The sequence below is a fragment of the Clostridioides sp. ES-S-0054-01 genome (assembly GCA_021561035.1).
In the GTDB taxonomy this organism is placed as follows: domain Bacteria; phylum Bacillota; class Clostridia; order Peptostreptococcales; family Peptostreptococcaceae; genus Clostridioides.
In genome coordinates, this window is record CP067346.1 from 2,641,247 (window position 1) to 2,666,100 (window position 24,854).

The 24,854-nt window shown below is 28.6% G+C and carries 20 protein-coding genes and 3 pseudogenes; 5 read left to right on the plus strand and 18 right to left on the minus strand.

Translation table 11 applies throughout. The features are described 5' to 3' along the window. Positions 1-96: 96 nt before the first annotated feature. The 3 pseudogenes from JJC02_12425 to JJC02_12435 all read right to left on the minus strand — a co-directional run bounded on the left by JJC02_12425 (position 97) and on the right by JJC02_12435 (position 2,900). Positions 97-1,515, minus strand: a pseudogene (locus JJC02_12425) (PTS sugar transporter subunit IIA). Positions 1,516-1,647: 132 nt separating this feature from the next. Further along, positions 1,648-1,770 (minus strand): annotated as a pseudogene (locus JJC02_12430) (transposase). A 605-nt stretch (positions 1,771-2,375) separates the two neighbouring features. After that, a pseudogene (locus tag JJC02_12435) lies at positions 2,376-2,900 on the minus strand (HTH domain-containing protein). A gap of 235 nt (positions 2,901-3,135) precedes the next feature. Between JJC02_12435 and JJC02_12440 the strand changes: the two are divergent. From JJC02_12440 to JJC02_12460, 5 genes are all read left to right on the plus strand, one after another. Further along, a complete protein-coding gene (locus tag JJC02_12440; GenBank protein ID UDN53707.1) occupies positions 3,136-3,588 on the plus strand; it encodes a PTS sugar transporter subunit IIA in 453 nt (150 codons plus the stop codon). Between the two features lie 2 nt (positions 3,589-3,590). Beyond that, complete coding sequence (locus JJC02_12445; GenBank protein UDN53708.1) at positions 3,591-3,899, plus strand: PTS fructose transporter subunit IIB; 309 nt, start codon at positions 3,591-3,593, stop codon at positions 3,897-3,899. Between the two features lie 113 nt (positions 3,900-4,012). Then, a complete protein-coding gene (locus tag JJC02_12450; GenBank protein UDN53709.1) occupies positions 4,013-5,119 on the plus strand; it encodes a PTS fructose transporter subunit IIC in 1,107 nt (368 codons plus the stop codon). 73 nt (positions 5,120-5,192) lie between these two features. Further along, positions 5,193-7,871 carry a mannosylglycerate hydrolase gene (gene mngB / locus JJC02_12455; protein UDN53710.1) on the plus strand — a complete coding sequence of 893 codons (2,679 nt, stop codon included), beginning with the start codon at positions 5,193-5,195 and terminating at the stop codon, positions 7,869-7,871. A gap of 152 nt (positions 7,872-8,023) precedes the next feature. Then, positions 8,024-8,923 (plus strand): ROK family protein, encoded by a 900-nt coding sequence (locus JJC02_12460; GenBank protein ID UDN53711.1) that lies wholly within the window; start codon positions 8,024-8,026, stop codon positions 8,921-8,923. A gap of 166 nt (positions 8,924-9,089) precedes the next feature. On the opposite strand, the gene JJC02_12465 is transcribed toward JJC02_12460, so the two are convergent. The 15 genes from JJC02_12465 to JJC02_12535 form a co-directional block, all read right to left on the minus strand. Beyond that, entirely contained in the window at positions 9,090-11,423 is a 2,334-nt protein-coding gene (locus JJC02_12465) for a sensor histidine kinase (GenBank protein ID UDN56422.1), read from the minus strand. Further along, complete coding sequence (locus JJC02_12470; protein UDN53712.1) at positions 11,398-12,114, minus strand: response regulator transcription factor; 717 nt, start codon at positions 12,112-12,114, stop codon at positions 11,398-11,400. Before JJC02_12470 ends, JJC02_12465 begins: the two co-directional genes overlap by 26 nt. A gap of 403 nt (positions 12,115-12,517) precedes the next feature. Then, complete coding sequence (locus JJC02_12475) at positions 12,518-13,174, minus strand: nitroreductase family protein (GenBank protein ID UDN53713.1); 657 nt, start codon at positions 13,172-13,174, stop codon at positions 12,518-12,520. Positions 13,175-13,228: 54 nt separating this feature from the next. After that, complete coding sequence (locus JJC02_12480) at positions 13,229-13,858, minus strand: HAD family hydrolase (GenBank protein ID UDN53714.1); 630 nt, start codon at positions 13,856-13,858, stop codon at positions 13,229-13,231. A 130-nt stretch (positions 13,859-13,988) separates the two neighbouring features. Beyond that, positions 13,989-14,630, minus strand: a complete 642-nt coding sequence (locus JJC02_12485) for a thiamine diphosphokinase (protein ID UDN53715.1) — start codon at positions 14,628-14,630, stop codon at positions 13,989-13,991. Between the two features lie 8 nt (positions 14,631-14,638). Next, positions 14,639-15,310, minus strand: coding sequence for a ribulose-phosphate 3-epimerase (locus JJC02_12490; protein UDN53716.1), 672 nt, complete (start codon positions 15,308-15,310; stop codon positions 14,639-14,641). A 4-nt stretch (positions 15,311-15,314) separates the two neighbouring features. Then, positions 15,315-16,199: a ribosome small subunit-dependent GTPase A gene (gene rsgA / locus JJC02_12495; protein ID UDN53717.1), complete on the minus strand. Its 885-nt coding sequence runs from the start codon at positions 16,197-16,199 to the stop codon at positions 15,315-15,317. A gap of 97 nt (positions 16,200-16,296) precedes the next feature. After that, entirely contained in the window at positions 16,297-17,034 is a 738-nt protein-coding gene (locus JJC02_12500; protein UDN53718.1) for an SDR family oxidoreductase, read from the minus strand. Between the two features lie 107 nt (positions 17,035-17,141). Continuing rightward, on the minus strand, positions 17,142-19,166 hold the full coding sequence (gene pknB, locus JJC02_12505) for a Stk1 family PASTA domain-containing Ser/Thr kinase (protein ID UDN53719.1): 2,025 nt from the start codon (positions 19,164-19,166) through the stop codon (positions 17,142-17,144). A 16-nt stretch (positions 19,167-19,182) separates the two neighbouring features. Then, the gene (locus tag JJC02_12510; protein ID UDN53720.1) at positions 19,183-19,935 is read right to left on the minus strand and encodes a Stp1/IreP family PP2C-type Ser/Thr phosphatase; all 753 of its coding nucleotides are present in this window, start codon (positions 19,933-19,935) and stop codon (positions 19,183-19,185) included. Between the two features lie 19 nt (positions 19,936-19,954). Then, positions 19,955-20,986: a 23S rRNA (adenine(2503)-C(2))-methyltransferase RlmN gene (gene rlmN / locus JJC02_12515; protein UDN53721.1), complete on the minus strand. Its 1,032-nt coding sequence runs from the start codon at positions 20,984-20,986 to the stop codon at positions 19,955-19,957. 7 nt (positions 20,987-20,993) lie between these two features. Beyond that, a complete protein-coding gene (gene rsmB / locus JJC02_12520; protein ID UDN53722.1) occupies positions 20,994-22,319 on the minus strand; it encodes a 16S rRNA (cytosine(967)-C(5))-methyltransferase RsmB in 1,326 nt (441 codons plus the stop codon). A 62-nt stretch (positions 22,320-22,381) separates the two neighbouring features. Further along, positions 22,382-23,083: a zinc metallopeptidase gene (locus tag JJC02_12525; GenBank protein ID UDN53723.1), complete on the minus strand. Its 702-nt coding sequence runs from the start codon at positions 23,081-23,083 to the stop codon at positions 22,382-22,384. A gap of 68 nt (positions 23,084-23,151) precedes the next feature. Beyond that, entirely contained in the window at positions 23,152-23,904 is a 753-nt protein-coding gene (locus tag JJC02_12530; protein ID UDN53724.1) for a DUF116 domain-containing protein, read from the minus strand. 9 nt (positions 23,905-23,913) lie between these two features. Continuing rightward, on the minus strand, positions 23,914-24,843 hold the full coding sequence (locus JJC02_12535; protein ID UDN53725.1) for a methionyl-tRNA formyltransferase: 930 nt from the start codon (positions 24,841-24,843) through the stop codon (positions 23,914-23,916). Positions 24,844-24,854: the final 11 nt, after the last annotated feature.

The following is a 24,854-nucleotide window of genomic DNA, read 5'->3' on the forward strand; positions in this document are numbered from 1 at the left end:
ATAATAACAAATAATATAAAAATTACTTATACTATTTATGTTGCAAATAAAAAATTGTTTTATTGAATTTTTATAAAACTTATGTAATACAAAAATCTATATTATAGACTTGATTATGGAAAGAAAGCTATCAAAATCATTACAATTAGATATACTATCTCTAATATCATTGTCATTAATTATCTTTAAAAAGATATCATAAATGGAGTTTATTTTTGTATAATCATCTTTATTTATAGCTAACATCATAATCAGTTTAACAGTAGAATCTTTGTTCCAATATATTGGTTCATTTAATATAGAAATACAAATCTTAGTTTTTATAGAGCTTAATTCCATAGGATGAGGTATAGCTAAAAAATCATCTATATTGGTAGAAGATAAACTTTCTCTATAAAACACAGATTCAGTAAATGATGGAAACACAATTTCATTTTGAGTTAATTTGTTACACATCAAATTTATAAGCTCATCCTTATTTTTAATTTTAGGATTAACAATAAATAAATTTTTATCAAAAAAATTGTCCAAAAGATTACTATAAGTATGAGAATCATTAATTATTGATTTAGATATATTCTCAATATCTTTTTTTAATAGTTTTAAATCTACTAGTACAACAGGTATACTATCATGGTTTAAGGGAATCGTTGATATTATTATATCTACATCTGACAATTTACTAGCTAAAAATTGATTAAATGATAGACATTGAAGTATATTTATTTTATCATGAAAAACTTTATTTAATTGAACCTCTAATAATCTACTTGAACCATACCCTGAACCACATACTAATACTACGTTTTTGCACTTAATATTATTTTGAAAAAATCTCTCAATTCCAGCACCTATATGAAGAGATACATATCCAATTTCATCTTCTGTGAAAGAGTAAATACTTTTTTTAAAAACTTTTTCTATAGCATTTAAAGTTATTTCAAATGCTAAAGGATAATTACTCTTTATTGTATTTATAAGAGGATTCACCTTGTTTAAATTATAAGATTTAGAGTTAAGAATTGATTTAAAGTGGAGTACTAAATCATTAAATAATACGCTATCACCCCTAAGGTCAAAAGTATATTGATTGTTGATTACTTCTAAAATTTCTTCAACATACTCCATAATTTTAGTATCCACCCCATTGGAAACGTTATCCAAAAGAGAACTTTTAGTTATAAAATGATTGTATAGATAAATTCTGTCTGCTTTTGAAATAATTACAGTATATTTGCTCTCAATATAATCAAATATATTTTCAACAGCAGTATTCAATTCAAAATTTGTTAAAACAATATCTAAGGCATTATCTAAGCAGTAATCATCAAGTATTCTACTTATAGTGATAGCTAGATGGATAATGAAGTTTTTTAGATTAAAATCCAAGAAATTGATATTAAATTTATTAATTTCACTTAGTACTATCTTTTGAAGTTCTATTAAATCTACATTATTAAATAATTCTATTTCTTTATCTGTAATTCCAATTATATAATTCTGAACCTCCCATGACTAAAGTAACAGGGTTCCTGCTTCATAAAATCTTACATACTAAAATATGTATTCTCCACAGTCTATCCCCGTAGTTCCTACGGTTCTTACATAAGTTATCTATTTTAAACTTTTATTAGTCTTAATCCTTCTTTTAATAAATTGTCCACAACTTGAGATACAAAATTCTTTAATTCCTAAATCTAGACCTATCTGATTATTAGTATTTTCAAATGCTTCAATATCTACATCAGTACAGCATAATGATACATAATATATTGTACTAAATATACATATCTGAGTCACTTCAATTTTTCATCACCCATCCTAATATTAACAAGTGCAATTTTTTTAAACAAGTATTTTGAAGAATTTTATATTTATTTTTAAATAACATATACAAGAACCATAAGTCTTAAATTTTATCATTTTTGAGGTTGTCGTTCACATAAGTCCGCTACTACCTATGCAGTTCTCTTATGAACTTCTTACACTTTCATGTAAGCACAGACTATATCTTATCCTTCGGCATTATCCGTTAAGGTCTACCCACTTCCACTACCAATAGCTTGTAGTGTACTTCCCTCAAGAGGAATAGTCGTTGAAGTTTCTCCTATTCGGAGCTTACCTGCTGATTGCCCATTTTAAAGTACTTAGGGTTTAACCTTATACCATCTAACCAATTTTTTCTACTTTCGTAACTTTCACACTTAGGTTTATTTCATCCTTATGTTTTAGTTTGATTAGCTTTAGGGGTTTTTAGCAATTCAAGTAGTATTGGATAGGTTCTATCCTATCTCTACATATAAGTTTCCCTATATGCTGACTATTTTAGCTACTAACTCATGACCAAAGTCACAAGTGTGCGTAGCTATTTTTTAATCAAAATTCCTATTTATCATGTTATTAGAAATACATCTTCGAATATCTATTTCTTTCCCTTCAACTTTCACTCCATAATATGGCTTAGAAACTAATATTAAATTATACTTTGACAGAATAGACTTTATTCTTTTTATATCATTTAGTATTGTAACCTTGCTTACGTACAAGCTATTAGCTAAATCTTCTAGTTTTATATATGTATTGTTATAAAGAATATATTTTAATATATATTGATTTCTTTCCATAGGAGAATCTGGTATTTCACTTGAATCCATAATATCATCAGATATTAATGCTAGATACTGTTGGTATAATGCTAAATTAAGAATCTCTATATAATACCCTTCCCCTTTTTTTATTTTAATAATAGCACCATTTTTCTCTAAAGTTTTATTTATAGAAGTAATATCAGTTCTTATAGTTCTCTCACTCACTTTTAAATAATTACTTAAAGTTTTACAAGTAATTTTATCATCACTTTCATTTAATAGTTTAAACAAAGCGAGTAATCTCTTATGCATAAATATCCCCCCTTATAGAATTTCTTCTAAATTATACTATTTTCATTCCTATAATACAATTAATCTAATAAAATTGTATGATAATAATTTATTTCCAGTTTAAAGTGGAAATTAGTTATTATCATAATATAAATTTCCATGTCGAAGTGGAAATTAGTTATATTTAATTTAATTGGGATAACGATTACAATAGAAATATAAGTTAAGACAGTAAGAAATGGAGTGGAAAAAATATATGATACTACAAGAAAAGAATATATTTATAGATAAAGACCTAAAAAGCAAAGAAGAAGTGCTAAATTTTATTGCAGATAGAGCTTATATACTGGGCATTACAACTAATAAAGATGCTCTTCTAAAAGATCTTTTAAAAAGAGAAAATGAATTTCCAACAGGAATACGAGATGGATTTGCAATACCTCACACAAAAAGTGCAAATGTAGAAGAACCCTCTATACTCTATATTAAAACAACTCATGAGTTAGAATGGAAAACTTTAGATGATAGCAAAGTTAGATATATATTTAGTTTATTAGCTCCACATGAAAATGAAGGAAATATACATTTAAAAACTTTGTCTAAATTAGCCACATGTTTAATGGAAGATGATTTTATAAGTGAAGTTAAAAATGCTAGTGATGCAAATCATTTAGTAAAATATATAACTAATAAAATGAAGGAGGAATAATTATGAAAATAGTAGCAGTAACATCATGTATAGCAGGATTAGCACACACACCTATGGCAGCAAAAGCTTTAGAACAAGCTGCATCAAAAATGGGTCATGAAATCAAAGTAGAACAACAAGGTGCTATGGGACAAGTAAATGCTATAACAAAAGAAGAAGCTCAAAGTGCAGATTTTGTGCTTATAGCATCTGACCAAACTATATCCGGAATGGAAAGATTTGATGGTAAAAAAGTACTAAAAGTTAAGATAGGCGTTGCGTTAAAAAAACCAGAAGCCGTCTTAACAAAGTGTATAGAAGCTATCTCTTAATAAAAAAATCTCACCCTAATATAGAATGAGAAAATAAAAAAAAATAAAATTGTCTAATGTAATTATAACATATTATCAAAAAATATAACAAACTTATATAGGAGGAATTAAAAATGAGTAAAAAAAATAAATCTCTTTTAAGTGAACTTAAAAGTCACTTGATGACAGGAATTTCATATATATTACCACTTATAATAGGCTCATCTTTAGTTGTAGCTATACCAAAGCTTACAGCTCTAGCAATGGGAATAACAAGTTTAGATGTTTATGAAAATGTATCAGGTTTTTATCACATTCTTTACTTGATGGAACAGGTAGGTTGGACTGGTATAGGTCTATTAAATACTGTATTAGCAGGGTTTATAGCATTTTCAATAGGTGAAAAACCAGCTATGGGTGCAGGTTTCATTGGTGGACTCATAGCAAGTAATACTAACGCAGGATTCTTAGGAGCAGTAATAGCAGGTTTCTTTGCTGGATACATCTGCAAATTTTTAAAGGAAAAAATTAAAATATCTGGTTCAGCAGCAGGAATGATGCCACTTATAATAATGCCACTTATAACAGTTGGTTTAACTGGTTTTTTAATGAGTGTCATATTGGCAGGACCTTTAGGAAACATAAATACTTCATTAAATGCTTGGGTAGCTGAAATGTGTCAAAATGGAACAAATTCGGTAGTATTAGCTTTAATTTTAGGTGCAATGATAGGATTCGATTTAGGTGGACCAGTAAATAAAGCAGCCTGGATGGCAGGAAATGCATTGATGTTAGAAGGCATCTATCTACCAGCTATATTAGTAAACTGTGCAATAGTTATACCTCCATTAGGATATGGTTTAGCTACATTCATAAGAAAATCAAAATTCTCTAAGACATTAGCTGAAACAGGAAAAGGTAATATAGTTATGGGTATAATTGGAATAACAGAAGGTGCAATTCCCTTCACTTTAACAAATCCATTAAAATTAGTTCCTGTTAATATGATAGGATGTGCTTTGGGCGTAGGACTATCAGCTTTATTAGGTGTACACGCTATAATGCCTCCAGTTGGTGGGTTATATGGATTTATATCAGTAGGTTCTGGATGGGCTTACTTAGTAGGTGCAATATTCGGAGCTTTAGTAATAGCAATATTAGCAACAATTTTAGTAGACTTTAAGGAAGATGACACTACTGAAGATGCAAAATTTGATGAAATAGAATTAGATATAATGTAAATTAAAAACTTAATTTTGAGTAATTGAGAATTGAGATTACCCTCAATTCTCAATTAAATTTTGGGAGGGTTTTATGAAGAAGACAAAAGTACATGTAGTTCCACACAGTCATTGGGATAGAGAATGGTATTTTACAACATCAAGGTCAAAAATATATCTAATGAAAGATTTTCAAGATATACTAGACACATTAGAAGAAAAAGAAGACTTTAAATACTTTACTATGGATGCACAAGCTTCTCTATTAGATGATTATTTAAAATGGAAACCTCAGGATAAAGATAGAATAAGAGATTTAGTTCAAAGAAAAAAATTAGTTGTAGGACCTTGGTACACTCAAACAGACCAATTAGTTATATCAGGAGAATCTATAGTTAGAAACCTTTACTATGGAATAGATAGATGCAATGAATTTGGTGAACCTATGAAGGTTGGATATGTACCAGATTCTTTTGGGCAATCAGCTCAAATGCCACAAATATATAAAGGCTTTGGAATAGATAGTTCATTGTTTTGGCGTGGAGTTTCTGATGATATGGTAGACACGACAGAATTTATATGGAAAGGTTCAGATGGTTCAAAAGTATTAGCAGTTCAAATACCATTTGGTTATTACTATGGAGGTAATATACCAGAAGATGATTCAGATTTAAAAGAATATCTAGAATATACAATTGGAAAACTTAAAAGTAAGGCCTCTACTAACAATGTATATTTTCCAAATGGATTTGACCAGGCACCGATAAGAAAAAATCTTCCTGATATATTAAAAAAAGCTAACGAAATAGATAACGAAAATGAATACGAAATAAGCAGTATAGAAAACTATATAGATTCAGTAAGAAATGAAAGAAATGAATTTTCAGAGCTTAAAGGAGAGCTTGTAAATGCTAAACATATGAGAATACACAAATCAATATTCTCCTCAAGGTCAGACCTTAAGATAATGAATAACAAGTTAGAAAACTATATTACAAATGTACTTGAACCATTATTAACATTAAGTTATTCACTTGGAAATGAATACCCTCACCTAGTTATAAAGGATATATGGAAGCTTATGTTTGAAAATGCAGCTCATGACAGTATAGGTTCTTGTAATAGTGACACGACAAATGAAGATGTATATACAAGATACAAACAAGCTAGAGATTTAAGTATAAATTTATTAGATTTGCATATGAGACTTATAAGTACTCAAATCAAAAATAATAATGAAGAAATAACATTAACAGTATTCAATGGATTACCAGAAGTTAGAAATGAAGTTGTTGAATTTGATACTTATATCCCAGGTCAAGATTTTGTGATAAAGAATAAAAACGGAGAAACTCTTAATTATATAGTAAAAGAAAAAGAAGATATTACAGATTACGTATTAACTCAAACAATAAGATTAAACCCAAGTAAAAAAATATATATACCAGAAACTGTATATAGAGCAAAAATTGCACTTTCAATAAAAGATATACCACCAATGGGATATACTCAACTAGTGTTTGAGTTGGATACTAAGAATAAATGTGAAGTAAAAACAAGTAATTGCAAAGAAATAGAAAACGAATATTACAAAATAACGGCTAATGAAAATGGTTCCGTAGAAATATTAGACAAAGAATCTAATAAAACTTATAAAAACCAAGCTGTAATTGAAGACAATGGAGATGATGGAGATTCATACAACTATTCTCCACCAAGAGAAGATATTTATGTATCATCCTTAGATTCTGTATCTTTAGTAGAAGTACTAAAATCAGATGTTCAAGAAGAAATGATACTTAAGTATTCGTTAACCATACCAGCTTCACTAAAAGAAAGGGCTAGAGGTAAAGTTTCTGTGAAAATGCCAGTAACAATGAAAATTACATTAGAGCCTAAAGAGCAAATAATTAAGTTTAATGTTAATATAAAAAATGACCAAGCATTATCTCATAGAGTAAGAGTTTTATTTAATACTGAAATAGCATCTAAGTTTTCTATAGCAGACCAACAATTTGGAATAATACAAAGACCAACAGTATTAGAAAAAGATATTGCATTATGGGAAAGAGATAATCAATCTTGGCAAGAAAAACCTATAACGATTGAACCAATGCAAAGTTTTGTTACTCTAGAGGATGGACAAAGAGGTATAGCATTGATGACTGATTGTGTAAGAGAATATCAAATAGTCGGTACTAATCTAGACACAATCGCATTAACACTATTCAGGTCATTTGGATATATGGGAAGAGAAAATTTACTTTATAGACCAGGAAGAGCTTCTGGAGAAAAGATAATAGCAACACCAGATGCACAATTGCTTAAAGAGTTAAACTTTGACTTTGGTCTTTACATCTACAATAGTAAATTTGATGAAGCAAATGTAGCTAATACAGCTAAGAGATTCTTAACACCTATACAAATATATGAATACGCTGATTTTTTAAATGGTAGACTTATATTTGCATTTAGAGATGAAGAACAAACATATGAAAATGAATACAGTTTAATAAATGTAAATAATTCAAATTTTACTGTAAGTGCAATAAAGAAAGAGGAAAAAGGAGACGGAATTGTAATTAGAATCTTCAATGGTATGAAAAATAAATATACTAAAGGAGGTTTTAGTATTAATAAGAATATTACCAGTGCTTATAGTGCAATGCTGGATGAAAGCTATGATAACGCTAACCAGTATGAAATAAATGTAAAAACTGTAGAAATAAATTCTTTATCACATTGTAAAGTACAAACAATCGTAATTAAATAATATAAAACGGCTTATATAGGATTTTATTCTTTATAAGCCTTTTTATAGATTATATAAAATACTAATAGTTATTGATATAATATATACAATAAAATCCGAAAATTTATATTATGAAAAATATGAGTACTACACAAAACATAGGAGGAAAAATTATGAATTATTATATAGGTATTGATATAGGTGGAACCAACATAAGAGCTGCTATATTGAATGAAAACTATAGTATGATAGATAAAATTAAAATACAAAATAATGTATCAGAAGGGCCATGCAAAAATATAGGTGACTTATGTAATTATATAAAAAAAATATGGGGCAAATACAACATAAAATCTATAGGTGTAGGATGTCCAGGTCCACTAGATTTAAGACAAGGAAAAATTTTAAACCCTCCTAATTTATTAGGTTGGGAAAATTTTGAGATAAAGAAATTTATAGAAACTGAGTTTGGTGTTCCTGTAGCTGTTAACAATGATGCTAATGTAGCAGGATATGGTGAAGCTAAAGTGGGTTCAGGAAAAGATTCAGAAAGTGTGTATTATATTACTCTATCAACTGGTATTGGAGGTGGATATATATATAAAGGAGAAATTGTAAATGGGTTTAATAATGTAGCAGCAGAGTTGTGTAATATGATTATTAATGAAGATACTTACTCTCATTCTGGACTAAATAAAGGAGCCCTTGAGGGTCAATGTAGTGGAATTAATATATCTAGAATTGCCACTGAAAAATTAAACAAACATATTTCTACAAAGGAAGTTTTTGAACAAGCTCAATTAAAAAATCCATATTGCAAGGAAATTATAAATAACTGGGTAATAAATATCTCAAAAGCAATAGCCAATATTATAGTAATAGTAGACCCAGAGGTTATAGTACTTGGAGGCTCTATAATACTACATAATAGCACTTACTTAAAAGATATTGTGTCCCAAGTTAAAAAAATGGTTTTTGAAACAGTTAATGTTAATATAAAGTTAGCAGAAATAGGAGATGATGCAGGATTAATAGGAAGTGCCATATTAGCAACTTCATTGATTAATGAATAAAGTATTAAAGTGATATACATAATATGTTTTATAAACTGAAAAAGGTGAACCCAGTATATCAGGATTCACCTTTTTATTTGTACAAATTAACATTATATTTCAAGACAACTTTTACAAAATTTTATTTTATAGATTTTACAGTTGTAACCTGTTATAGAAGTCTAGTCTATTTTTTATTAAAAGTAATTGTAACTTTAAATAAATCACCATCCACACTTATATTCATCTTACCATCCTGTAACTCTACAAAACTTTTTGCTATTGCTAGACCAAGCCCAGAACCTTCTGTATTACGCGACTTATCTCCTCTTACAAATCTCTCCATTATATCATTTACGCTAAAATCAATCTCAGTTGCAGACATGTTTTTAAGCATGATAATTACTTCATTATCTGTTTCTAAAATATCAATATACACTCTTGAATTTGGCATTGCATACTTACTTATATTTATTATAAGATTTTCAAATACTCTAAATGTACGCTGACTATCTAATGGTAATATTATTTTTTCACTAGAAAAATTATTTTTTAATATTAGAGATGAGTCTGAAAGTTTGTCATCTAATTCTAAAAGGGTCTGTTTCATTAGAGATACAATATCCACATTTACTATATTCAAATGAACATCTCCACTATTCGCCTTACTTACTTCGAACAAGTCTTCTATTAAATGCTGCAATCTTTGTGACTTTCTATCTAATGTATCAATATACAACTTACGATTTTCATCTGTTATACTTTCATCTTTTAATAAATCTATATAAGTGATTATAGATGTTAAAGGTGTTTTTAAGTCATGTGATACATTCGATATAAGCTCCGTTTTCATCTTTTGACTCTTAACTTCTTCATCAACAGCTTTTTTAAATCCAGTTTGAATATTTCCTAGTTCATCTTTTATAGGATTAAAAAATCCTAAATCTTTTTCCATATTTACTTCTAAATTTCCATCTGAAATTTTCTTTGTAACATCTAAAAGTTGATTATATTCACAGACTGTCTTTTTAGAGTAATCTGATAGTATTTTAAATAAAACTATTGAGTAAATTAATGCAAGTATTATCCCGAAGAACCACATACTACACATTATAACTATAATTAATAAGTTTATTCCCAGAATTATAACTATAGTTTTATTTGGTTTTTCTTTTAAATCTATTGTTCTAATATGATTAATAACTTTTTTTCCTGTTTTTTTAAACCATACAAAAAACATTCCTGTTACAGTATTCTTTATAAAATACTCTCTTATTCCAACATTTAAAATATGTTTTAAAAGTGTTATAAATACAAATATTATTGAGAAGATTACAAACCAATAAGTTAAATTCATTAAACTTACCAATATACTAGCCGTCTTATCACTTATGTCATTGTTTATTAGATACTCCACATAATTTCCATTCAAGGTATCACTTATTATACCAGTCGGATATAAATCTACAATCCCCTGTACAATAGAAATAGCAATAAAAAGTATCTCTAGTGGTATTCTTGATAATGTATCAAATCCTAGTAACTCCTTAGATTTTCTATATGGGAATACTAAAGATACAATCACAACTATAGCTAATATAATTTTTAAAATCATTTCAGAAATTTTATAGTAAGAAGTATTTTCTACGTTATTTATATATGAACTTATATTATCATTATTATAAATACTTCCATAACTATACTCTCCACTATCACCTTTACTTATTACTTTAGGTACAGCATATACTAGTGTCATGTTTTTTATTGGAGATAACTTATATGAAATCGAATTTCCACCTAAATCCGTATCCATTAAATCTTCTCTTGCTTTAGATAACAACATTTGATTAATAACTTTTTGATTTACTCCATAAGAATCCACAACATTTACTTTTCCATCTTTATCAAAATTCATTACAATATAGAATCTATAGTTTTCTTTTATATCCGTAATCTTTTTTTGTCTTTCCTCATCATTTATTTCTGTGTTTTTTAAATGATTTCCATCAGAATTTTCTTTTGAGGCATCATTCTTTGTTGTATCAAGTGCTCCTAATTCTTTATTATCATTAAAAAATTCAAAATTACTTCCTTTATCAACTAAATAATATTTTAAATTTTTTCCTGACTCTTTAATGAAAGACTCCCAGCTTTCAAAGTTTTCATTAAAATCTGCATTAATACTATCATCCGTATAATAAACCTCTGAACCACCATAAGAATCTTTTTCTTTACTTACATTTTTTATATAGTTCATAGTTTCTTCACTTATAAAAAGTTTTGATGGTTGTATCATCTTACCTTCTTGTTCTTCTTTCATATTATGATATAAAACATAACTTCCTTTATATATATTATCTACAAAACGTTCTTGTTCAAATGGGTTTTTTGCTCCACCCTTAGCACCTGCTTGTATGGTAGAATATTGACTAATCATACCTAATGATGCTGATAACATAAGTATAAAAACTATAATAGTAACTATATATTTATCTTTAAATTTTTTCAATTTTGTATCCAACACCCCACACCACCTTTAAATATTTAGGATTTTTTGGGTCAATTTCTATTTTTTCCCTTATATTCCTAACATGTACCATAACTGTATCTGTATTCACAGCATTTTCATTCCAAACTCTTTCATATATTTCATCAGCAGAAAAAACTCTTCCTGCATTTCTCATAAGTAAGCTTAGTATTTTAAATTCTATAGGAGTTGTTTTTATATACTTTCCATCAATACTAACTTCTTTTGTATTTTCATTTAATTCTAATCCACCTATTGCAAAGATACTATCGTTAGTTTCTACATTTTGCTCTTTATTTCCAATCAGGTTTAGATACTTAGTGTATCTTCTAAGTTGTGAATTAACTCTAGCCAATAACTCTAATGGCTTAAAAGGTTTTGTTACATAGTCGTCTGCTCCTATATTAAGCCCCATTATTTTATCAACTTCTTCTGATTTTGCAGATAGCATTATTACTGGGAAATTATGATTTTCTCTAAGCTTCATTGTAAGTGTTATTCCATCCATTTTAGGCATCATTATATCAACTATTGCTAAATGTATTTCTTGTTTTTCTATAACCTTAAGACCTTCCAGTCCATTGTACCCCTTAAAAACATTATATCCTTGATTTAATAAGTATATTTCTATAGCATCTGCTATTTCCTTTTCATCTTCTACCACCAAAATATTATATGAATTCATTTTAATCTCCTTTATATCAATTAGTTTGTAAATTTTCTTTATATCTATGATTATACAATATGATAGAAGTTTTTCCATTTTTATATATATTTATATATTTTTATTTTAGTTATTTGTGCTTAATTCCCATTTTGAAGACCTCCTTCTAGTATACGTTTAGTATTGTTTCATTTTGTTTATATACTTAATATTAAAGTTAAAAACTTAAGATATTATATATACTTTTCTAAAGATTTTCTAAAGATTTAAATATATTCAAAATTAATATGCACAAAAAAAGTAGCTCTTATTGTATCAATTAAATCAATGCTTTGAAATATAATATTAATATCAATAAAATCTACTTTTTAATTTTTAAGATATTTATTTTTAATTTATTTTGTTTTTAGAATGTTATTACTTTTTATTTTATAAATGTACATATTTCTTCTACTGGTTTTTTAGATGGGCTCTTTAGGTTATCCTCTGGTACTCCAAGAGCTAACATTGCTCCTAAAAAATACTCTCCCTTTTCAAATCCAGTTTCTGCTTCTAAAACAGCCTCTATCTCATCTGCTGCATAGTTTTGACTTGTCAACCAGCAAGAACCATATCCAAGTTCAATTGCTGATAGTGTAAAGTTTTCAATTGCAGCACCTAAACTCTGCATACCTGGATTTCTTATGAATAATTTATCTATAGTCTCCTTAGATGCATCTATAAGCTCTAATTCATAATATCCTGATGGATTATATACCTTTGTAAAAACTAATACTAAAACTGGAGCTTTTAAATAAAATAATGTAAAGTTTGGCACAAATTTTCTAAATCTATTAGCCTTTTCTTCTGAAACTTTATCCATTTCTACAAGTATTTCTTCTTGTTTTTTAGTTATCACATCTGCTATCTTTTCCATCAAATCACGGCGTTTTATAACTACAAAATGCCAGTTTTGAATATTCTTTCCTGATGGAGCTGCCCCTGCTGCTTTTATCATTTTTAAAATATCTTCATCTAAGACATCTTTATTTTTAAACTTTCTTACACTTTGTCTTTTAAAAATAGTATCTTGTAATTCCATTTTTAAATCCCCCTATAGCTTTTTATTTATTTTAATATAATTTTTAAACTCATCTTATTTTAATATATCATGTTCTAATAAATCTTTAAATGAGTCTATAAAATAATCATATACATCCACATTCCCAAATCCATATTTCGCATATATAAAAGGTATACCTACAAACTTAGCACTATTTGCATCACCTTGCGTATCTCCAACATAGATTGGGTTTATTAATTTATTTCTTTCAATTATAAGTTTATTATTTTCCCCTTTGTGTAAACCAGTATTTCCTGGACATTCAAAGTCTATAAAATACTGTTCTAGCTTATGTGCTTTTAAAAAAGATTCTATATATCCAGCTTGACAATTACTTACTATAAATAATTTATACTTTTTAGAGAGTAACTTAAGAGTATCTTCTATATCATCAAACAATTTAGCCCCATTTTCAGATAAATATTCACATTCTTTTAAAGAACATTCATTCAATAAATTCATTCTTTCCTCTTCATTTAAATTTGGAAATAAACGATTTGCTATTTCATCAAAAGAAAGCCCCATAACACTTCTAAATAAATCTTTTGTGACATTTAAATCGATTTCTTTATGTTTACTTAAAACATCCTGCCAGACCTTGCATACTTCTTCAGTTGAATCCCATAACGTTCCATCTAAATCAAAAATAATACTATCTACCACAAAAAATCCCCCTTATGTCAAAATTTATTATCTATCTATAATTATATACTAAAAAGCAGATACAATCATAAATATATTTTACTTGATTGTATCTGCTCTGTAATATAAAATCAATTGTCAAAATCAACTTTTATAAATTTCTAACTACAAGTACACAACCTTGCTCTACTTTAATCTTACAAGAATTACTCAACATAACATTTGATATTCCAATAGGTATAGAGTATTTCATATAATAGTTGTCTAGAGGGTATTCTAAACCAGTAAGTGTTACACTTTTAGCGTCACCTTTTATAGCTATTACAGAAATAGTGTCACCTGAATTTCCATACAATGTAATTTCCTCATTTTCAACTATATACATCTCTTCTTTATCAGAAAGTATCCTAGAATATATACCATCTTCTTTTAAATAATATAATAGCTTTATATTTGCAAGAGTATGGTCAATCCTTCCACCTAAGGCACCAAAAAAATCAATATGATTTGCTTTAAGGGTCTTAGCTAAAAAAAGACAAAGTTCTGTATCAGTCTCATCTTTCTTAGATGGAAATTTTTCAAATTTAACACCTTTATTTTTATAGAAGTTTATCTTATCTTCTTCTACTGAATCTAAATCTCCTAATATATAATCTGGCATTATTTCCATTTTATAAGTGTGATTTGCCCCTCCATCTGCACATATTATGCAGTCATAACATTCTTTAATTATAATATCTTTTGTAACTTCATAATTTTCAATTTCACCATTTAAGACAATACAGATTTTCATTCTTAAACTTAAACTAATTCTTCAAGGGAAGAATTCTTTCTAAATAAATTAACTGTTTCTTGAATGTCATCACTTCCAAATATTGCAGAACCTGCTACTATCACATTAGCTCCTGCTTGTACAACTTCAGCTACATTTTTAGGGCTTATACCGCCATCGACTTCTATATCGATATTTAACCCTTGACTATCTATAATAGCTTTTAACTCTTTAATCTTATCTAAAACACAAGGTATAAATGATTGCCCTCCAAATCCAGGGTTAACAGACATCAATAATACCATATCTAAATCAGGTAGTATATGTTTAATAGTATCTATTGGTGTAGCTGGATTAAGTACTACACCTGCTTTTATTCCATGTGATTTTATATTTTGTATAGTTCTATGTAGATGAACACAAGCCTCCTGGTGAACAGTTATTATGTCACATCCTGCTTTTACAAACTCTTCAATATACTGGTCTGGATTTTCTATCATAAGATGAGCATCAAATACCATATTTATATTTTCTTTCTTTAAACTTTTAACTACAAGTGGTCCTAATGTAATGTTTGGTACAAAGTGTCCATCCATTACATCAATATGAAGATATTCACATCCTGCACTTTCTACCTTTCTTATATCCTCTAATAATTTTGCAAAATCTGCTGATAATATTGATGGTGCTAATTTAATCATGTTTCTAATACCTCCTACTGTTATTTTGTCTTATTTCATTTAGTAGCTGTATATAACTATCATATCTTTCTTTAGATATTTCTCCATTTGCGACAGCTTCTTTTATAGCACAATTAGGTTCATTTTCATGAATACATTTTGAACCAAACTTACAATCATTAAATTTATCAAATTCTATAAAGTAATCTTTAAGTTCTACTTCCTCTATATCTTCAAGTGCAAGTGAACTAAAACCTGGCGTATCTGCAACCATTCCACCAAATTCCAATTTTAAAAGCTCAGCATGACGAGTAGTGTGTTTTCCCCTTTTTATTTTATCACTTACCACTCCTGTTTGAAGTTTAAAATTTTCATCTATTTCATTTAGCAAGCTTGATTTTCCAACTCCAGATGGACCTGCAAATACTACGACATTTTCTTTTAGTTCGTCTTTTACTTTATCTATATTTAACTTAGTAATATTGCTTACAGGTATTACCTTATATCCACTAAGTTCATATATATTTTTAACAGTTTCTAATATATCATTATCATCTAAATCTGCTTTTGTAAGGATTATTACAGTTTCTAAATTTTCTTTTTCTGCCAAAACTATAAATCTATCTAAAAGAGATAAGTTTGGTTTAGGATTTTTTATTGCAAATACTATTAATGCCTTATCTACATTTGCTATAGGAGGTCTTATAAGTTCTGTATCTCTACTATCTATTTCTTCTAAGATACCTTTTTTTCCATCTTCATCAACAATACTTATTTTGACTCTATCGCCAACTAGAGGTGTTATTTTCTGCTTTCTAAATATTCCTCTAGCCTTACATTCATAAATGCCATTATCTGTATCTACATAATAAAATCCACTAATCCCCTTTATAATTTTTCCTTCTAGCATCAAATGCCTCCCTTTATAAAATTTGTACAAACATATACTATTTATGAGTAGTATATCGTGTTATTCTCTCCTATTTTTATATAATACCATATTTTTTTTAAATAACAAATCCTCCGTTTGGACTAATTACTTGACCAGTGATAAAATTTGATTTATCTGATGCCAAGAAAATAGCACAATTTGCTATATCTTCTGAAGTTCCTAGCCTCATTAGAGGAGTTTCTTCTACAAGAAAATTTATATCTTCTTCATTATATCCAGACAACATGTCAGTATTAATAACACCTGGAGCTATACTATTTACTCTAATATTTGATGGACCTACTTCTTTAGCTAATGCCTTTGTCATTCCTATTATACCTGCTTTTGTTATAGAATAATGCACTTCACAAGAAGCACCTGATATACCCCAAATTGAAGATATATTAATTATATTTCCTTTTTTTTCTGATATCATGTATTTTAAAGCAACTTGTGAACAATAAAAGCTTCCCTTTAAATTAATATTCATCATATTATCCCAGTCTTCGTCAGTTATATCTGTAAACAACTTATCTTGACTTATAGCAGCATTGTTCACAAGTACATCCAAACCTCCAAATTCCTTTACACAATAATCTATCATATTCTCTACATCTTCTCTATTTGAAACATCAGCCTTAAAAAGTTTTACAGAAAAATTTTTTTCATTTAATATAGTAAACAACTCTTTAGCTTCACTTTCTGACTTATTAAAATTTATTAATACATTGTAACCTTCTTTTGCAAAAGCTTTAGACATAGCTTTACCAATACCTCTAGAGCCTCCTGTAATTAAAACTGTTTTATTTTTCATAGATACTTTTCTCCTTATATTATAACCAATTCAATATTTTATACAAAACAAACTGCCCTTTAAAGAAAATATTTTCTATAAAAGGACAGCTCTTATTTTACTAAAATTTATTCTGTTTTACCAGTATTTCCACCAGTGCCTGATGGAGTTTCTCCGTTACCTCCTGAACTTGAACCTCCTGAGTTTCCTCCATTATCTCCTGAGTTTGAGCCTCCTGAACTTGAGCCTCCTGAATTATCCCCATTATCTCCTGAATTTGAACCTCCTGAGTTTCCTCCATTATCTCCTGAGTTTGAGCCTCCTGAGTTTCCTCCATTATTTCCTGAGTTTGAGCCTCCTGAATTTCCTCCATTATTTCCTGAGTTTCCTCCACTAGTTCCTGAATTTGAACCTCCTGAATTTCCTCCACCGTTTCCTGAGTTTGAACCAGGTTCCGTTGTAGTATTATCATCTGGTGTAGTTGGTGTTTTATTTGGTGTTGTCGGAGTCTGTGTATATGACTTCTCTGAACCTTTACTTACATATAAGTTTATCTCATCACCTTCTTGTACTCTTGATGAGTTAGCTCCTGGACTCTGGTTTAGAACCGTACCTTCTTTATATATTGAACTATATTCATACTTAACAGTTCCCACTTTTAAGTTGTTTTCTTCAATAAGTTGTTTTGCATTACTTAAAGTAAGTCCCACTACGTTAGGAACAGAAGCCTGATTTGAACCTTTACTTACAACAACATTTATAGTATCACCCTCTTTGACATTTGTACTTCCACCTTCAGGTGTCTGTGATATTATACAATTTTCATCAACTTCACTACTATACTCTTCACTTTTTACACTTAAGGATAATCCTTCTTTTTCAACAGCACTTTGAGCTTCTTCTAATGTCATATTTACAAGATTAGGGACAGTCAAAGATTTACTGCCAAATCCTCCAGCAAATAAAAACTTATATGCTAAGAATACTTGAGCACATAATATCAATATTAAAACAGCTGCAATTACTTTTAATCTTCTTCTAGATTTTGGGCTTTCCTGTTTTTTCTTCTTTTTCTTAGTTCTCTTACTTGGAGTATTCTTAGGTCTTTGATTCTTTTTAGCTCTCATTATCTCTTCCTCTTCTTCATCTTCATCTTCTTCATAAAAATCATCATAGTAATCTTCATCATCATCCAAATCAGCTACTTCAACAGGCTTAACCACTCTTTCAGGAGCTGGTTTTGCAAATGTTGGATTTACAACCTTATTAATTTCCTTTTCATCAATTTTTTTAGTTGCAAAATCATCATATTCTTTTATAAAATCTAAATCAATGTTTTTTTCTATATACTCTATATCTTCTATCAACTCTTCAGCAGTTTGATATCTATCTGCACTAGATTTTTCTGTAAGCTTTTTTATTGTAGTTCTTACACTTTGAGGAATTCTAACTTTTTCTTCTGATGTAAAGTCTATATCATCATTAATATGTTGAAGGGCTATAGAAATTGGGCTATCTCCCCTAAACGGAACTTTTCCTATCAACATTTCATATAAAACTATACCTAAAGAATACAGGTCAGCATTATTAGTTACAAATTTACCTTTAGCTTGTTCTGGCGAAAAATAGTGCACTGAACCTATTATACTACCAATATTTGTCATTGTTGAATTTGAAACAGCTTTGGCTATACCAAAGTCAGCTACTTTTACTACTCTTCCTTCATTAGATATGAGAATATTATGAGGTTTTATATCTCTATGTATAATCCCCTTTTTATGTGCAGCACTAAGTGCCATAGCTATTTGTTTTGTTATATCTAGTGCAGTATATTCATCTAATATACCTTCATCTTGTATAATCTCTTTTAAATTCTTCCCATCTACAAATTCCATTACAATGTAGTGAACTTTTCCATCTTCACCAACATCATAAACATTTACTATATTTGGATGGGAAAGACTTGCTACTGCCTCTGCCTCTCTTTTAAACTTTGTTAAAAATTCATCGTCATCTACAAATTCAGGTCTAAGTACCTTAAGTGCAACAGTCCTGTTTAATAACCTGTCTTTAGCCTCATATACAAAGGCCATTCCTCCATCACCAATCTTCCTGATGATTTCATATCGATTTCCTAAAATTGTATCTCCCACAATATCACCGTCCTAATTATACTTTTATCACTATAACCGAAACATTATCTTTACCAGAAACATCATTGGCCATACTTATCAATTCTTCACTTATATTACTAATTCTCTCATATTCATAATCTAATATTAAATCTCTTATATCTTCATCATTAATAAACCCAGTTAATCCATCTGTCGCAAGAAGTATTATATCACTTTTTTTGATTTCTTTCTTAAAAATATCTACAACAACCATATCATCTGTTCCAATTGCTCTAGTTATTCTATTCCTCTGTGGATGTCTTCTCGCCTCTTCTTCTGTAATAACGTGGGCCATCATAAGTTCTTCAACTACGGAATGGTCTATAGTTATTTTATCAAATTTTTCATCTGTTAACAAATAACATCTGCTATCTCCAACATTTGCCACATATAAGACATTATTATACACTATAGCTGTAACTAATGTAGTTCCCATTCCTTCAAATTCTATATCTTCCATAGATTTTTTGTGCACAATTGAGTTTACACTATTATAAGCCTGTTTTAATATATCATCTATATAGTCTATTTTTACATTATCATGTTGTAATAAGTTTTCTTTTAGAAAATCAATTATATTTTCTACTGCTAATTTACTGGCGACTTCACCTTTTTTATGTCCACCCATTCCATCAGCTATGGCAAATATTCCTATTGGACCATGTTCTGTATCTATAACTTCTCCCTCACAATAGTCTTCATTGTTTTTTCTTATTTTTCCTATATGGGAGGCACAACTATAAACCATACGACTTCCTCCTTACAAATTACTTGTATTTTCTTCTCAATTGCCCACAAGCTCCACTAATATCAGAACCCATAGACATCCTAACTGTGGCAGGTATATTATTTTTCTCCAAACTATCCCTAAACTTATAAATAAATGCTTTATCTGGCTTTTCGTATTCTCTTTCTTCAACTTTATTTATTGGTATTAAATTTACATGGCACAGCATACCTTTTAGGAGCTTAGCTAATGCCTTTGCTTCTTTTTCTGAGTCATTTACTCCTTTTATAAGAGAATATTCAAATGTAACCCTTCTATTTGTCTTTTTTATATAATATCTGCATGCATCTAATATTTCTTTAATAGAATAGGCATTTGCTACAGGCATAATTTTTCTTCTTTCTTCATCATAGGGCGAATGAAGTGATAAAGCTAAATTTATAGCTATTTCTAAATCTGCCAACTCATACATTTTAGGTACTATTCCACAAGTTGAAAGAGTTATATGTCTATACCCTATATTAAGACCATTTTTTTCGTTAATTATTTTTAAAAATTGTTTTGTATTTTCAAAATTATCAAGTGGTTCACCACTTCCCATCAAGACAAGATTTGATACCCTCTTGCCAGTATCTTCTTGAATTTTAATAACTTGGTCTAAAATCTCCCATGGCTCTAGGTTTCTAATCAATCCATCCATTGTAGATGCACAAAAATTGCACCCCATCCTACAACCTACTTGGTTAGAAACACAGACAGTAACTCTACTATCATAATCCATCATCACAGTTTCTATTATATTTCCATCATCTAATAAAAACAAATATTTTTTTGTACTATCTACCTTAGATTCCAACTTTAATTCTATATCTATATGACCTATACATGAAACCTCTTCTAATTTATTTCTCAAACTTTTTGGTATATTATTCATATCATCAAAAGTTTTTGCACCCTTATATATCCAAGAGAATATTTGGCTTCCTCTAAAGGGTTTTTCATCTATAGTTTTCATAAATTCTTTAAGTTCAACTTCAGTAAAATTCTTTAATACTACCTTTTTATTTTCCATTTTCTCACTACCTTATTCTTTTTAATTTTGCTATGAAAAAACCATCTGTACCATGAATATTAGGATATATCTTTAAGTATCCTTTATCCTGATTGTCTAAATCTACATTTACTGTATCAATCGGAGTAAATTCAAAATTGTTATTTTCTTCAACAAAAGAATTAACTATATTTATATTCTCCACATCTTGAATTGTACATGTACTATATACTAAAGTTCCACCAATTTTGACATACTTAGATGCATTTTCTAGAATTTTCTTTTGTATAAAAGTGATGTCTTTTAACTCTTCTTCTTTCTTATATTTAATCTCTGGTTTACGTCTTATTATACCAAAACCAGAGCAAGGAACGTCTGCTAAAACATAATCAAATTTACTTATACTATTTTTATCAATCTCAGAAGCATCAAATCTTTCTATACATACATTTTTAAGTCCCAATCTGTTTACAGTAGACTTTATAAGCTTTAGTTTATGCTCAAAAATATCTCTAGCTACTACTTGACCAGTATTGTTCATTAAAGTGGCTAAGTGGGTAGATTTCCCTCCAGGAGCACTACATACGTCCAAAACAAATGAACCTTCTCTTGGATTAATTACTTTCCCTACTATCATAGAACTTATATCTTGAATTGTAAATAAACCAGCCTTAAATAATTCATTTTTTTCTATATTTTTCATTTTTTCGACTTTAATAGCTTCTTCTACCATAGGAATTTTTAAACATAAAATGCCCATTTCACTTAATTTTTTAATAAGTTCTTCTCTACTTATTTTAAGTGTATTTGTTCTTATATAGATACTAGGCTTTTCATTGTTCGCTTCCAACAAATCTTCAGTAAACTCTTGTCCAAATTTCTCTATCCAATTTTTTATAATCCAAGAGTTATAGGAATACTTTATAGATAAGTATTTTACACTATCTTCCTCAGTTATGTCCATTATAGTATCCTTACTTCTTATTTCATTTCTAAGAATGGCATTTATGAAACCAGAAGACTTTTTATCATATTTCTTAGATAGTTTTACAGTTTCATTAACTGCTGCATAATCAGATATACTATCTAAAAACAAAATCTGATATGTTCCCATTCTTAAAAAGATTTTAACATAAGTTGACATTTTTTTTACTTTTATTTTTGAAAGTTTATTGATTATATAATCTAAATAATACTTATTTTCTATTACTCCATATATTAATTCTGTGGCAAGCCCTCTATCCATGTCACTCATTTCTAAGTTTTTAAAATGTTTATTTATTGCAATATTTGAGTAATTATCATTTTTTTCTATATCACATAATACTTTAAATCCAATTTCTCTTGCATCCATATAAATTTCTCCCTTATTATTAAACATAAAAAAGGGTTGTTTCTAAACAACCCACTTTACTTTTAGTCATTTCTTCTTTGAGCTATTAGTAACAATCTAAGTAATTGAAGTATTGAAACCAATGCTGCTGCAACATATGTTAAAGCTGCTGCTGAAAGCACTCTTCTACTTTGTCTTGACTCACTCTCATCTATAATACCTAAATTTCCAAGTTGGACGATTGCTCTACTTGAAGCATTAAATTCTACAGGCAATGTTATTATTTGGAATAACACTGAAGCCGAAAACAATAGTATCCCAATTTTTAAAAATGGACCAGCCATAATAAATCCTATAAGTATTAAAAACCAAGATATACTTGAAGCAAAATTTACTACTGGTACTAAGCTACTTCTTATTTGAAGAGGTGCATAACCTTTAGCATGTTGTATTGCATGACCACATTCATGTGCAGCTACTGCAACAGAAGTTATAGATGTTCCATAATACACATCTTCTGACAATCTTACAGCCTTTCTTCTTGGGTCATAATGGTCACTTAGATGCCCTCTAACCATTTCTATACTTACATCATACAAACCATTTGAATCAAGTACTCTTCTTGCTGTTTGCTCTCCAGTATATCCTCTACGTGTATTTACTCTTAAATACTTATTTGTTGTTGAACTTACTTTAAATTGTGCATATAAAGCAAATAATATAGCTGGAATTAATACAACCATCGTTGGGTCAAATCCCCAAAAACCGCCATATACAGGGTACATAAATAACACTCTCCTAAAATATATTTTTATTATACATCCTCTTAATATTCACATAACTTAAAAACAGTTTAATTACAAGCTAATATACTTTTTCCTGTTAAAAAGTCTATAGTTTTTTCAATATCTACCATATCTACATTAGTATTTACACAAGGCCCATTAGGTCTTTTGTTAAATACACCTAAAACAGGAATTTTTTTAATATCTTGTATTCCAGATGTCAAATCTCTTTCACATGCAACAGCTACAACAGCTTTAGGTTTATTGTCTATTATAATTTTTCTAGCTAAAGTTCCTCCTGTAGCTACAAATATTTTTACATTAGTTCTTTCCTTTAGCTTAATTAGTTCTCCTATGTTGCATCTTCCACATTCTTTACAATTATCTATATCATTAGTAACTTTTAATTTACAACTATTCTCTTGAATACAATGAGGTATTAAAATTATTATATCCTCTGGATTAAAATTATATTTATTACTGTATATATATTCATTATTTAACTTTATATATATTCTTCTAATCTCACTTTTTGACATACCAAAGGATGATGCAATGAAAGATATAATAGGAAATAATCCACTGACAATCTTAAAATTTATTTTCATTATATTTGAGTTAACATTCTTTCCTTTAATTACTCTATAAGTAACTGCTGTTGAACATAGTATTATAAGTATTAGCGACATTATTATAACATTTATTATTAAAGAAAATATTTGAGTCAAACTTATTATAAAAAAATTTACAACTCCTACCAAAATCCCTAATATTAGAATTAAAATCCCAACACTTGTTAAATACTTCTTTATATCTGTCATACTTTTCACCTAACCCAATACTAAACCAGTTTCTATAGTATTCCCTTTTATATATTCACCAACCAACATTCTCTTTTTATTTGGCATCTGAATTTCTTCAATTAAAAGCACCTTATCTATAGTGCTTACTTTTATACCCTCTTTGCTTACATCAATTATTGTACCTGCACCTTTGGTGCTTTTTTCATCTAACACTTTAGTTTTCCAAACTTTCATTATAACACCATTATAGGTAGTATAAGCACTTGGCCATGGATTTACACCTCTAACTAAATTATGTATTTCCCTAGCACTTTTTGAAAAGTCTATATTACCTAATGATTTATTCATTATTGGAGCATAAGAAAATTCCTCATGATTTTGTACTTCTCTTGGAGCAGTTCCTTCTTCAATTAACTTTAATGTTTCTTTTAATGTTTCTGCTCCTATATTCATCATTTTATCATGAAGTTCTCCTGCTGTTATATTATCATCAAGATTTACTTCTGTCTTTAGTATCATATCTCCAGTATCTAGACCTTCATCCATATACATAGTTGTAACACCAGTCTTTTCTTCACCATTTATTATTACCCAATTTATAGGTGCCGCACCTCTATATTTTGGAAGTAAAGAAACATGAACATTTATACATCCAAGTCTAGGAATCTCTAATATTCCTTTTGGAAGTATCTGCCCAAAAGCTACAACCACTATTACATCTGGATTTAAAGATTTCATTGTATCTATAAATTCTTTATCTCTAGCCTTGATTGGTTGATATACAGGTATATTATTTTCAATTGCCAGTTCTTTTACTGGACTCATACCCAGTTTTTTACCTCTTCCTTTTGGTTTATCTGGTTGAGTTACAACACCTAATATTTCATACTTCTCATCTATTATTTTTTGTAAACAAGGAACTGCTATATCAGGAGTTCCCATAAATACTATTTTCATTAAATCAACTC

Excerpts from the sequence above, each read along its gene's own strand:
- JJC02_12440 (UDN53707.1), top strand. The coding sequence starts at position 3,136 with ATGATACTACAAGAAAAGAATATATTTATAGATAAAGACCTAAAAAGC.
- JJC02_12445 (UDN53708.1), top strand. The coding sequence starts at position 3,591 with ATGAAAATAGTAGCAGTAACATCATGTATAGCAGGATTAGCACACACA.
- JJC02_12450 (UDN53709.1), top strand. The coding sequence starts at position 4,013 with ATGAGTAAAAAAAATAAATCTCTTTTAAGTGAACTTAAAAGTCACTTG.
- mngB (UDN53710.1), top strand. The coding sequence starts at position 5,193 with ATGAAGAAGACAAAAGTACATGTAGTTCCACACAGTCATTGGGATAGA.
- JJC02_12460 (UDN53711.1), top strand. The coding sequence starts at position 8,024 with ATGAATTATTATATAGGTATTGATATAGGTGGAACCAACATAAGAGCT.
- JJC02_12470 (UDN53712.1), bottom strand. The coding sequence starts at position 12,114 with ATGAATTCATATAATATTTTGGTGGTAGAAGATGAAAAGGAAATAGCA.
- JJC02_12475 (UDN53713.1), bottom strand. The coding sequence starts at position 13,174 with ATGGAATTACAAGATACTATTTTTAAAAGACAAAGTGTAAGAAAGTTT.
- JJC02_12485 (UDN53715.1), bottom strand. The coding sequence starts at position 14,630 with ATGAAAATCTGTATTGTCTTAAATGGTGAAATTGAAAATTATGAAGTT.
- JJC02_12490 (UDN53716.1), bottom strand. The coding sequence starts at position 15,310 with ATGATTAAATTAGCACCATCAATATTATCAGCAGATTTTGCAAAATTA.
- rsgA (UDN53717.1), bottom strand. The coding sequence starts at position 16,199 with ATGCTAGAAGGAAAAATTATAAAGGGGATTAGTGGATTTTATTATGTA.
- JJC02_12500 (UDN53718.1), bottom strand. The coding sequence starts at position 17,034 with ATGAAAAATAAAACAGTTTTAATTACAGGAGGCTCTAGAGGTATTGGT.
- JJC02_12510 (UDN53720.1), bottom strand. The coding sequence starts at position 19,935 with ATGGTTTATAGTTGTGCCTCCCATATAGGAAAAATAAGAAAAAACAAT.
- rlmN (UDN53721.1), bottom strand. The coding sequence starts at position 20,986 with ATGGAAAATAAAAAGGTAGTATTAAAGAATTTTACTGAAGTTGAACTT.
- rsmB (UDN53722.1), bottom strand. The coding sequence starts at position 22,319 with ATGGATGCAAGAGAAATTGGATTTAAAGTATTATGTGATATAGAAAAA.
- JJC02_12525 (UDN53723.1), bottom strand. The coding sequence starts at position 23,083 with ATGTACCCTGTATATGGCGGTTTTTGGGGATTTGACCCAACGATGGTT.
- JJC02_12530 (UDN53724.1), bottom strand. The coding sequence starts at position 23,904 with ATGACAGATATAAAGAAGTATTTAACAAGTGTTGGGATTTTAATTCTA.
- JJC02_12535 (UDN53725.1), bottom strand. The coding sequence starts at position 24,843 with ATGAAAATAGTATTTATGGGAACTCCTGATATAGCAGTTCCTTGTTTA.